The 11,536-nt window shown below is 70.6% G+C and carries 9 protein-coding genes and 2 riboswitches; of the genes, 7 read left to right on the top strand and 2 right to left on the bottom strand.

The features are described from left to right. Positions 1-91: 91 nt before the first annotated feature. The 6 genes from SPF06_RS05790 to SPF06_RS05765 all read left to right on the top strand — a co-directional run bounded on the left by SPF06_RS05790 (position 92) and on the right by SPF06_RS05765 (position 6,105). A complete protein-coding gene (locus SPF06_RS05790; protein ID WP_323278012.1) occupies positions 92-925 on the top strand; it encodes a metal-dependent hydrolase in 834 nt (277 codons plus the stop codon). 15 nt (positions 926-940) lie between these two features. Further along, the gene (locus tag SPF06_RS05785; protein ID WP_428985710.1) at positions 941-3,475 is read left to right on the top strand and encodes a Tex family protein; all 2,535 of its coding nucleotides are present in this window, start codon (positions 941-943) and stop codon (positions 3,473-3,475) included. 267 nt (positions 3,476-3,742) lie between these two features. Then, a complete protein-coding gene (locus SPF06_RS05780; protein ID WP_323278010.1) occupies positions 3,743-4,411 on the top strand; it encodes a superantigen-like protein SSL4 in 669 nt (222 codons plus the stop codon). Positions 4,412-4,567: 156 nt separating this feature from the next. Further along, on the top strand, positions 4,568-5,116 hold the full coding sequence (locus SPF06_RS05775) for a hypothetical protein (protein WP_323278009.1): 549 nt from the start codon (positions 4,568-4,570) through the stop codon (positions 5,114-5,116). Between the two features lie 156 nt (positions 5,117-5,272). Next, positions 5,273-5,647 (top strand): ArsR/SmtB family transcription factor, encoded by a 375-nt coding sequence (locus SPF06_RS05770; RefSeq protein ID WP_323278008.1) that lies wholly within the window; start codon positions 5,273-5,275, stop codon positions 5,645-5,647. Continuing rightward, a complete protein-coding gene (locus SPF06_RS05765) occupies positions 5,644-6,105 on the top strand; it encodes an SRPBCC family protein (protein ID WP_323278007.1) in 462 nt (153 codons plus the stop codon). Before SPF06_RS05770 ends, SPF06_RS05765 begins: the two co-directional genes overlap by 4 nt. 53 nt (positions 6,106-6,158) lie before the next feature. Here the strand turns inward: SPF06_RS05765 and SPF06_RS05760 are convergent, their stop codons facing one another. After that, positions 6,159-7,394 carry a Dyp-type peroxidase gene (locus SPF06_RS05760; protein ID WP_323278006.1) on the bottom strand — a complete coding sequence of 412 codons (1,236 nt, stop codon included), beginning with the start codon at positions 7,392-7,394 and terminating at the stop codon, positions 6,159-6,161. Positions 7,395-7,410: 16 nt separating this feature from the next. Next, positions 7,411-8,193, bottom strand: coding sequence for an EfeM/EfeO family lipoprotein (locus tag SPF06_RS05755; RefSeq protein WP_323278005.1), 783 nt, complete (start codon positions 8,191-8,193; stop codon positions 7,411-7,413). Between the two features lie 199 nt (positions 8,194-8,392). Beyond that, positions 8,393-8,491: riboswitch (glycine riboswitch) on the top strand. A 1-nt stretch (position 8,492) separates the two neighbouring features. Further along, a riboswitch (glycine riboswitch) is annotated at positions 8,493-8,584 on the top strand. A 48-nt stretch (positions 8,585-8,632) separates the two neighbouring features. On the opposite strand from SPF06_RS05755, the gene gcvP reads away from it, so the two are divergent. After that, positions 8,633-11,530 carry an aminomethyl-transferring glycine dehydrogenase gene (gcvP, locus tag SPF06_RS05750; RefSeq protein WP_323278004.1) on the top strand — a complete coding sequence of 966 codons (2,898 nt, stop codon included), beginning with the start codon at positions 8,633-8,635 and terminating at the stop codon, positions 11,528-11,530. Positions 11,531-11,536 lie beyond the last annotated feature (6 nt).

Here is an 11,536-nt window from a genome sequence, read left to right as displayed (position 1 = left end):
AAGCCATGGGCTACCAGGTCACCCTCGCTCGCGCCAGCTAACGAGATCACCAACCAACTAAATCTTCGCGTCAGAGGGAGGATTCGGCCGGATGATGGGACCTCATCACGCCGCGTGCGGGGCTGCCGCATGGGTGGCTGTGACGACACGGATCCACGTGGATCTGGCGCCCGTGACTCAGGCTATCGGGGCGGGTCCGGTCTCTTTCGACGTCGGATGGCCACTGCTTCACGCGACGCCGCTCGGGATCGTCGCCGGTGCCCTCGTGACAGCAGGGGCCGCGCTGCTGCCCGACGCCGACCACCCGAGCGCGACCATTGCGCATTCGCTTCCGCCGGTGTCTCGCGCCCTCTGCACCGGGATCGCGGCCGTGTCCGGCGGGCACAGGAACGGGACCCATTCGTTCCTCGGAATCGCGGCCTTCACAGCCCTTGCCTGGGCAGCCGGGCTGTGGATCGTCGACGTTCCGGGGCTCGGAGCCGTGCACGCCGGCGCGGGCATCGTCTCCCTGCTCCTCGTCTCCTTTGCCGCCAAGGTCCTCGGCGTGCTGCCCGACGGAGTGCGTAGGATTCCGTGGCTTCTGGCCCTTCCCCTCGCGGCGTTCATTGCGATCTTCGCGCCGCACGAGCAGAACTGGTTCCCGCTCGCCGTCGCCCTTGGCTCTGCGGTCCATATCGCGGGTGACATGCTCACGACGGGAGGCTGCAACCTCCTCTGGCCAATCGCGTTCAAGCGCCCGCGCGCCCTGTCAAAGGTCCCGATCCTCGCCGAGATGTGGAGGCCCAGCGGGCACGTCTCCGTTCCGATCCTCGGCGACGCCGGGTCATGGCGAGAGTGGCTCGTGCTCGTGCCCGTGAGCTGCTACGCGATTGCCGGGGTCGGAACGGCGGTCTTCGCACTCATGCAGAGAATGTCAGCGGGATAGGGCAGAGTATTCACCGTGATCGACCCCGCTTCTCCGTCCCCTTCCGCTGCCATCCCCGCCGCGACGAATCCCCCAGCAGCGTCGTCAAGGCCCAACTCCGGCATCGACGCAGTTGCACGCAAGATCAACGAGACGATCGCGGCTGAACTGGGCGTCAAGCCCTGGCAAGTCGTGGCCGCTGTCGGGCTCCTCGACGGCGGGGCGACCGTTCCGTTCATTGCGCGCTACCGCAAGGAGGTGACCGGGACGCTCGACGACGCCCAGCTGCGCGAGCTGGAGGAGCGCTTGAGGTACCTGCGCGAGCTCGAGGACCGGCGGGGGGCCGTGCTCAAGGCGATCGAGGAGCAGGGCGCGCTGACCGATCAGCTGCGCGACGCCGTCGTCCGGGCTGCGACGAAGGCCGAGCTCGAAGACCTCTATCTCCCGTACAAGTCGAAGCGCCGCACGAAGGCGCAGATTGCCCGCGAGGCCGGGCTCGAGCCGCTCGCCGATGCGCTCGTCGCCGACCCCTCGCGGGTTCCCGAGGACGCTGCTGCGGCGTTTGTGAGCGATGAGAAGGGCGTGCCGACGGCCGCCGATGCGCTCGCTGGAGCGCGAGCGATCCTGACCGAACGCGTCGGCCAGAACGCCGAGCTCGTCGCCGAACTGCGGGAGCGGCTGTGGAAGGGCGGCCGGGTTGCGGCTGCCGCGGTCGAGGGCGCGGCGCCCGAACTCGCCGGGAAATACGCCGACTACGCGGACTACGTGCAGCCGATCGCGTCGCTTCCGGGCCATCGCGTGCTGGCACTTCTGCGTGGCGAGCGCGAAGGGGCGCTCACGGTATCGCTCGCCGAAGCAGATCCGCGAGACGAGTCGGGGCTCGACGCGGCCCGCGAGGGCTACGAGGCGGCCGTCGCGCACGCTCTCGGCATTCGGGGTGCGGGGACCTCGCCCGCCGGGAAATGGCTCGCGCAGACCGTGCGGATCGCGTGGCGGGGCCGTCTCCAGCCGCGCCTTGAGACAGACCTGCGCGGTCGGCTCTTCGAGGCCGCCGAGGAGGAAGCCGTGCGCGTGTTCGCCGCAAACCTCCGCGACGTCCTCCTCGCGGCGCCGGCCGGCAACCGCGCCGTCCTCGGGCTCGACCCCGGCCTCCGCACCGGTGTCAAGGTCGCCGTCGTCGACGGGACAGGCAAGGTCGTCGACACCGCGACGATCTATCCGCACGCGCCCGCGAACAAGTGGAACGAGTCCCTCTCGACGCTCGAGGCCCTCGCCGCGAAGCACGGAATCGAGCTCGTGGCCGTGGGCAACGGCACCGCGAGCCGCGAGACGGACCGGCTCGCGGGCGAGCTGCTCGCCCGGCTGGCACAGGGGCCCGGGGGCGGGGAAGCGGCTCCGCGGAAGCCCGCGAAGGTCATCGTGTCCGAGGCCGGCGCGTCCGTGTACTCGGCGTCGGCGCTCGCATCGAAGGAGCTCCCGGACCTCGACGTCTCGCTCCGCGGCGCAGTCTCGATCGCGCGGCGCCTCCAGGATCCCCTCGCGGAGCTTGTCAAGATCGAGCCGAAGTCGATCGGCGTCGGCCAGTACCAGCACGACCTCACGCCCGCCAAGCTCGACCGCTCGCTCGACGCGGTCGTCGAGGACTGCGTCAACGCCGTGGGCGTCGACGTCAACACGGCGTCGCCTTCGCTCCTGGCGCGGGTTGCGGGCGTCGGTCCGCTCCTGAGCCGGAGCATCGTGGACTTCCGCGACGCGAACGGCCCGTTCGCGACCCGCGCCGAGCTCAAGAAGGTGCCGCGACTCGGCGCGAAGGCGTTCGAGCAGTGCGCGGGCTTCCTCCGCGTCACCGGTGGCGCCGAGCCGCTCGACGCGTCCGCCGTGCACCCGGAGGCCTACGGCCTCGCTCATCGGATCCTCAAGGCGGCGGGCGACGGCGCGGCCTCCGCGGGATCGATCGGCGGCCTTGATCCGGCAGGCTTCGTTGACGATCGATTTGGCCTGCCGACGGTCCGGGACGTCATGGCCGAGCTTGCGCGGCCGGGCCGTGACCCCCGGCCCGAGTTCGTGACGGCGGCCCTCAAGGAAGGCGTCGAGAGCATTGGGGATCTCAAGCCCGGGATGATCCTCGAAGGCACCGTGTCCAATGTCGCTGCGTTCGGCGCGTTCGTGGACCTCGGTGTGCATCAGGACGGCCTTGTGCATGTGTCGGCGATGAGCGAGAAGTTCGTCTCCGACCCCCGCGAGGTCGTGAAGTCGGGGCAGGTCGTCAAGGTCAAGGTCATCGACGTGGACGTGCCGCGGAAGCGCATCTCGCTGTCGCTGCGCCTCGGCGACGAGGCAGGCCCTGCCCAAGACGCAAGCGAGCGGCGCGGAGGCGAGGGCACGCGGGGAGGCGACGATCGCCGTCGTCCGCGGTCCGGAGGCGACCAGGATGCCAAGGGGCGACAGCAGGGTCAGGGGCGTGGGCAGGGCCAGGGCCGCCAGCAGGGCGGCCAGGGGCGCCGCGCTCAGAATGCCGCCCCGGATACCGCGCTGGCCGAGGCCCTCCGGAAGGCCGGTTTGACCCGCTGACGGCGAGAGGTGGCCACGCGTTCGAGGCCCGAACGCGTGGCCACTGCCGGTGAAACATGACGTTCGGGGAATTCGGCCTCCAGGACCCCAAGCATCCGGCGAAGTTGGTCGGTATGGCTCATCGTGGATGAGAGGTCGAGTGGCATTGCCCTGCGTCGGCATGGAAGCATTGGAACGGTGACGTTTCCTCCTCGTCCTCGTAAGGACGCCGCCGAAACGCCTACAAGGCTGAGGCGGCGTCGCCGACAACTGAGATTCCGGGGCCGCGTGCCCCTTGTGGCGGCGTGCGCCGCAGCGGCCGCGGTCGCCGTCGTCGCCCTCGTCTACTTCCCGCTTGAACTGCTCATAGCGTGCCTGGCTGTGCTCGTCGCCGCGATCCTGTGGCGGTCGCGATCCCGCCGGTCCGGCGGCGCGGGGCTCATGCCGGTTGGCGTCGTGTGGGGCGCCGCAGGCACGCTGATCCTTTCGGTCGGGGCCGTCGCCGTCCGGACGATGTCGCCCGGCGCCGATGTTCCTTCCGCGGCATCTGTCCCGTTGGGATCCTTCGAACCGGGGCCCGAGGCCACGGATTCGTCCACCCCGCCCGGCAGCCCCGGTTCGACACCCGCCCCGAGCATCGCGATGCAATCGCCCGAACCTGCGCAGCACGTGAACCAGGCCGCTGTGCCCGGCACCTCGGGTAGGGCTCCCGTCGGCGTACCCCAGTCCGCATCGAGCGCGGCCACCCAGCCGAGTTCCACGTCGCAGGTTCCCGCTGCTCCGCCCGCCGCGTCCCAGATGTCCACCGCGGCGCCGCGCCCGTCGGGGACGGCAACGGACTCGGACACCGCTGCGCCGTCGAAGGCGCTGCCGGCGCCTTCCGCGTCCGGGACGCCGTCGTTGTCGAACTGCGTTGCTCCGCTCAGCGGGCTCGTGAGTGTGAAGATCTGCGGCTGACCGGTTCCGCCGGGAGCTCGCGGTGGTGGCCCTCCGCTGGGCCGTGGAAGAATACCCACGGTGCCTCGCCGATTTCGATCGACTCACGAGGCCGCCAACAGGCCCTCGGGGCTGCGGCGGCCGCGTCGGCGTACCAGCCCGTGGCCGAGGATCTTCGTGTGGGCCGCGGGGCTGTGCCTCGCCGGGGCCTGCGCGTCGGCGCTCCTCGCCGTTCCGGCCGTGGTCTTCGTGGTGTGCGCCTTCGTGCTCGTCATCGCGCTGTTCTGGCGTTCGCGTGCGCGGCGCTCTGACGGCAAAGGCTTCGTGCCGAACGCCTTCGTGTGGGCGGCGCTCGCGGCGCTCGTCCTCTCCCTGGGGGCGACCGCGCTGCGGGCCGTCATCCCTGAGGGCGGGCTTCAATGGGGACAGACGACGGCGATCCGCGCCGGTGATGCGCAGCCCGCGTCTTCGGGGCCGACGACGGCCGCGTCGCCCGTGGCTACACAGGCGTCCACTGCGTCGAATGCCGCGGCGAGCGTTCCGCCGTCGTCCGCGCCACCGACCCGAGTCGCCTCAGAGCCCAAGCCCAGCGCGCCTCCCGCGCCCGTCGCCCCGGTCGTGTCGGCGCCCGTGGTCCCGCCGTCGTCCGCCGCGCCGTCGCCGGCGCCCACCAAGTGCTCGCAGTCGCTCCCGCTCGGACTCCTCCCCACCAAGAACTGCGGCTGACGCCTTCGGGCTTCGCGCGATCTCACCGGGCCCGAGAAACGCAGCATGCGCCGGGCGGCCAGCGATCGGCGGCGAGGCGCCGACCAACTGCGCTCAGCCGTCCTCGTGGCTCGGCAACCACTTGACACCTCGGCTTCAACCGGAATACTTAAGTACATGCTTAAGTTTTCGGAGGACGATGGAGACGGCCTCGACGCCGTGTTCCACGCGCTCTCCGATCCGCGCCGCAGGGCGATCATCACGCGCCTCTGCGAAGGGCCTGCCTCTGTCAGCGTCCTCGCCGCCCCGCTCGGGGTGAGCCTCCCCGCCGTCGTCCAGCACCTCGCGGTGCTTGAAGACGCCAGCCTCATCACGACGTCGAAAGTCGGCCGAGTGCGCACCTGCACCCTCGCGCCGACCGCGCTCCGCTTCGCCGAATCGTGGCTCTCCGCGCGGCGGCTCCCGCAGGAGCGCCAGCTCGACCGTCTCGAAGCCTTCCTTGCCCTGCCCGATTCACCCCACCCGCCCACCCGGAAAGAAGGGCCATCATGAGCCAGCAGATCCAGTCGACGTTCACCATCTCGCGCCTCCTGGCCGCGTCGCCGTCGCGCGTCTTCCAAGCCTTCAGCAGCTTCGACGAGAAGAAGCAGTGGTTCTCCGGCCCGGCCGATTGGGTCCAGACGGAGGCGGCGCTCGACTTCCGCCCAGGCGGCTCCGAGACCAACATCGGTGGCCCGGACGAGGCGCATCAGAGCGAGTTCTACGCGCACTACTACGACATCGTCCCGAACGAGCGGATCGTCTACACGTACGAGATGCACCACGAGGGAAAGAAGCTCTCAGTCTCCCTCGCGACGTTCGAATTCGAGCCCGAGGGCGAGGGCACGCGCCTCACCCTTACCGAGCACGGCGTCTTCTTCGACGGGCACGAGGATCCTGCCCTTCGTGAAGAGGGCACGCGGTGGCTGTTCGACGGGCTCGCGGCGTATGTCGAGCGCGTACGCGCCTGACCGTTCAGGGTCACCTTCCGTGGGTGCACCCGCGGAAGGTGACCGCCCAGCCGCTACGCGAAGAGCCCCTCGCCGAGGAAGCCGCCCTCGTCCCGGACGCCAGGCACCACGAAGAAGTACCCGCCGCCGAACGGCTCGATGTAGTCGGTCATGGGCTCGTCGGCGAGGCGCGTCTGCGTGGCCTCGAACTGCTCCTGGATGCTCTGCTGGAAGCTCGTGAAGATGAGGCCGGCCTGGAGGTTGCCGTTGAGGTCCACCCCAAGCTCGTAGTTGTACCCGCGTCGGAGCATGCGCGAGCCAGCGGTCTCCTTCGTGCGCGGATTGGCGAGGCGGATGTGCGCGTCGAGCGGGATGGTTTCGCCCTTCGGGTCCGCCGCGTAGTCGGGCGTGTCCGTCTCCTTGTCCTGCCCGAGCGGCGCGCCGCTCGCGCGGTGCCGGCCGATCATGCCGTCTTGCTCGCCGAGGCCCACGCGGTCCCAGAACTCGACGAGCATGCGGATGCTCCGCACGACCATGAACGTCCCGCCCTCGGCCCACACGGGTTGGCCCGAGTCCTTGCCGATCCACACGAGCTTCTCGTCTTGGGCCGGGTTGACGATCCCGTCCTTGTAGCCGAAGAGGTTGCGCGGCGCGCCGTCGGGACGCGGTCGGTTGTGGAACCCGTTGATCTTCCACTCGAGCTGGAGCTGGCCGCGCGTGGCCTTCATGATGTCGCGCAGCGCGTAGTGCACCATGTCCGACGAGCCGGCGCACAGCTGCAGGATGAGGTCCCCGCCGGTCCACTCCTGATCGATCTGGTCCTTCGGGAAGACCTTCATGTCCGTGAGGCCCTTGGGCTTCTTGGCTGCGAGCCCGAGGGCCGGGTTGTCGAAGAGGCTTCCCGCGAGGCCGAGGGTCATCGTGAAGTTCGCGGCGGGCACGTCCTCGCCCATGACGCCCGAATTGACGGGCGGCGCGCCGTCCACGCCGCTGAGCTCGACGGAGGGGAGCGCGGCGCTCTCCTCGTGGCCGCCGCCCAGAATCGCTGCCTTCACGGTGAGCCGCTGCAGGAGCGCCTTGAGCTCGGCGGCGTCGCGGCATAGGACCTTGAAGGCCGCGAAGCATGCGTGCTGCTGCTGGGAGGCGGGGCGATAGACGCCCGCCTGATTCGCGCCGAGGAAGTCGACGACGTCGGAGCTCTCCGCGGGTGCCGAGGGGGTGGTTTCCGCCCGGGCCGCCGTCGCGGAGAGGAGCCCGCCGGCCGCCGCGCCGCCGGCACCGATGAGGAAGGAGCGTCGCTGAATCTGCATGATGGCTGCTTTCGGGTCAGTCGGTCGAGAAGAGCGCCGGGACGAGCGAGAGGGATTCGAGGGCGCGCCCGAGGGCGGCGTTGATCGTCTGCCGCTCGGCTCGCGGGACCTTCGCATAGTCGGTCCAGGCTTCGTTCCTCTGGGTCGCGTCGATCGCGGCGGATACGGCGGCCAGTTCGGCGTCGAGCCGGGCGGGGAAGCCGGACTTGAGGTTGTCGAGGAGGCCGCGGAGCACGTCGAGGACCTCTTGCGTGGCCTCGACATCCGCGCGGGCGAGGGCGAGCGCGAGCCCCGAGCCTTGGTCGCCGCGGCCTGAGAGATGGTCCCGCTGGGAGTCTTCGAGGATCTCGTGGAGCCGCAGCGGCATGTCCGAGGGCTCGACGGCGGTCTCCGGGAGTTTCGCCTCGAGCGCGGCGATGTCCTCGAGCAGCTTGTCGACGACGGGGATGAGCTCGCCCGCGCCCTGCCCGCGCCAGAGGCCGTACTCGATGCGGCGCAGCCCCGTGAAGTCGGGGCTCTCGGCTCCGCCTTCGAGGCCGCGCGAGCCCGGGGCGATCGCGTCGCCCAGATCGCCGAAGCTCCCGTACGCCGCTCCCACGCGCTGCCACGTCTGCTGCGCGTCGAGCCACGACTGCATTGCCGCCCCGATCGCGCCGTTGCCGATGTTGGCTCGGAGGGTGAGGGCGTGGCCGCGCAGCTCGACGAGGCGTTCGGCGACGTAGCCGTGGTAGGCGGCGACGGCGTCGTCCATCGTGGCGGGCGGCGCGGGAGGCGAGGGCGGCGCGGCAAGGGCAGGCATGGGTACCTCAGGCTTGGGTGGTGGTGCGGGGCCCGAGGGCCTCGGGCAAGGTGAGCCTAACCTTAGTCAAATTAGGTTTCAAAATTGTTGCGTATTTGCCTGGCGGGGGCTCCGGGCGGGCCGCGTTTGCTCCGCGACGGGCGGGCATAGCAGAATTGGGCTGTGCGGCACGCCCGCGCGCCACAACTGAAGAAGCCTCTGATCTGCGGCGGGAGAGTCCTGCGAGCAAGAGCAAGCAGGCGCCGTAGGAGCAACACCTCCCCAGGAATCTCTCAGGCACCTGTACCGCTGCGGCAAGGCGACTCTGGAAAGCAGCCCTTCGGGGCTCACCGACGGTGCAAGCCGGCCACAAGCCGGTGGAATCTCTCAGGTCCGATACAGAGCGGGGAGGAGCGCAATCCATGCCGCGCACCCAGCGGCCAGAGTATTGGAGTTCCCCGTGACGGACCACGCAGTTCCCTCAGTCTTCGTCGACCGGCACATCGGTGCCCGCCGCGACGAAGACATCAAGCACATGCTCAACGCCGTCGGCTACGACAGCGCCGACGCGCTTGCCGCCACCGCCGTCCCCGACGCCATCAAGCAGGCCACGCCGCTCTCGCTCGGGCGCGCGCTGAGCGAGACCGAGGTTCTCGTCGAACTTCGCCGCCTCGCGGGCAAGAATCGCCCGCACGTCCAGATGATCGGGCAGGGCTACTACGACACGATCACGCCCGCCGTCATTCGTCGCAACATCGTTGAGAACCCCGCGTGGTACACGGCGTACACGCCGTACCAGCCGGAGATCTCGCAGGGCCGCCTCGAGGCGCTCCTGAACTTCCAGACCGCCGTCGAGGACCTCACCGGCCTCGAGATCGCGAACGCCTCGCTGCTCGACGAGGCCACGGCCGTCATGGAGGCCGTCCTCCTCATGCGCCGGGCGAACAAGAACAAGGCTTTGGCTGGGGTAGCAGGCGGCGGCAAGACCGTCCTCGACGCGGACCTGTTCCCGCAGTCGATCGCGATCGTCACGGGCCGCGCCCGCGCGCTCGGCTTCGAGGTCGAGGTCGCGGACCTGTCCCAGGGGCTCCCCGAGGGGCCGATCAACGGCGTCGTGATCCAGCAGCCGGGCGCCTCGGGGCGGGTCGCGGACGCGACGGCGCTCGTCGCCGCGGCGAAGGAGCGCGGGGCGATGGTCACGATCGCCGCGGACCTCCTCGCGCTCACGCTCATCAAGTCCCCCGGCGAGCAGGGCGCGGACATCGCCGTGGGCTCGGCGCAGCGCTTCGGCGTCCCCCTCTTCTATGGCGGCCCGCACGCGGCCTTCATGGCGGTTCACAAGGGACTCGAGCGGCAGCTCCCGGGTCGCCTCGTGGGCGTGTCGAAGGACGACGCCGGCCGCCCCGCCTACCGCCTGGCGCTCCAGACCCGCGAGCAGCACATCCGCCGCGAGAAGGCGACGTCGAACATCTGCACGGCGCAGGCGCTCCTCGCGATCGTCGCGTCGATGTACGCCGTCTACCACGGCCCCGAGGGCCTCAAGGCGATCGCCGAGCGCGTCCACGGCCACGCGCACAGGCTCGCGGCGGCGCTCGAGTCCGCCGGGGTCGAGGTCGCGCACCGCAGCTTCTTCGACACCGTCACGGCGCGCGTCCCGCGCCGCGCGGCGTCGCTCGTGGCCGCGGCGGAGGCGAAGGGCATCAATCTCCGGCTCGTCGACGCGGACACGGTCGGGATCTCGTGCGATGAGACGACGACGGCGGACGTGGTCGCCACACTTGCCGGCGTCTTCGGCGCGGGCCCGGCGGGCGACGCCTCCGACCAGGAGTCGGGAACGGCCTTCGGCCTCGAGGACGCCGTGCACCGCACGAGCCTCTACCTCCAGCACCCGGTCTTCCACACGCACCGCTCCGAGACGCAGCTCATGCGCTACCTGCGCCGCCTCTCGGACCGGGACCTGGCTCTGGACCGGACCATGATCCCACTCGGCTCGTGCACCATGAAGCTCAACGCGGCCGTCGAGATGGAGGCCATCACGTGGCCCGAGTTCGCCGGCATCCACCCGTTCGCCCCGGACTCGCAGACCGAGGGCTGGCGCGAGCTCATCGCGGACCTCGAGGCGGATCTCGCGGCCATCACCGGCTACGACCTCGTCTCGATCCAGCCCAACGCGGGCTCGCAGGGCGAGCTCGCGGGCCTCCTTGCGATCCGCGGCTACCACCACTCCCGCGGCGAGGGCCAGCGCGACGTGTGCCTCATCCCCGCCTCCGCGCACGGGACGAACGCGGCCTCGGCGGTGCTCGCCGGCATGAAGGTCGTCGTCGTCGCCACCGCCGCGGACGGCACGATCGACCACCCGGACCTCGAGGCCAAGATCGAGGCCAACGCGGGCCGCGTCGCAGCGATCATGATCACCTACCCCTCCACCCACGGGGTGTACGACGCCGACGTGCGCGAGGTCTGCGACGCCGTCCACGCCGCGGGCGGGCAGGTCTACATCGACGGCGCGAACATGAACGCGCTCGTCGGGCTCGCGCAGCCCGGCAAGTTCGGCGGCGACGTCTCCCACCTCAACCTCCACAAGACGTTCTGCATCCCGCACGGCGGCGGCGGTCCGGGCGTCGGCCCGGTCGCGGCCCGCGCGCACCTCGCGCCTTACATGCCGGGCGACGCTGCGCATTGGACGGGCACGACGGGCGACGGCGCCGAGGACCCTGCGCTGCCGGTCTCCGCCTCTCGCTTCGGCTCGGCGGGCGTCCTCCCGATCTCGTGGGCGTACGTCAAGCTCATGGGCGGGGCTGGCCTCACGGAAGCGACGAAGTCCGCGTTGCTCGCGGCGAACTACATCGCGCAGCGACTCGACGCGCACTTCCCCGTGCTGTACACGGGCGAGCGCGGCCTCGTGGCCCACGAGTGCATCCTCGACCTGCGCGAGCTCACGGCCAAGACCGGGGTGACCGCGGAAGACGTTGCCAAGCGCCTCATCGACTTCGGCTTCCACGCCCCGACCCTGGCGTTCCCGGTCGCGGGCACGCTCATGGTCGAGCCGACAGAGTCCGAGGACCTCGGCGAGATCGAGCGGTTCATCGAGGCGATGATCGCGATCCGCGCGGAGATCGACCAGGTTGCCCACGGCGACTTCGCCGTCGCCGATTCGCCGCTGCGCCGCGCGCCGCACACGGCCGCCGCCGTCGCGAGCTCCGCGTGGGACCGCCCGTACACCCGCGAGCAGGGCGCGTTCCCGGGCGGGACGCCCAGCCAGGACAAGTACTTCGCCCCCGTGGGCCGCATCGACGGCGCCGCGGGCGACCGCAACCTCGTGTGCGCGTGCCCGCCCCTCGAAGCATTCGAAAGCTAAGGACCA

The sequence above is a fragment of the Sinomonas terricola genome, from assembly GCF_034931225.1.
Taxonomy (GTDB): Bacteria; Actinomycetota; Actinomycetes; order Actinomycetales; family Micrococcaceae; genus Sinomonas; species Sinomonas terricola.
Note: the sequence above shows the minus strand (reverse complement) of the source record. Positions and strands in the feature narration are given on the sequence as shown.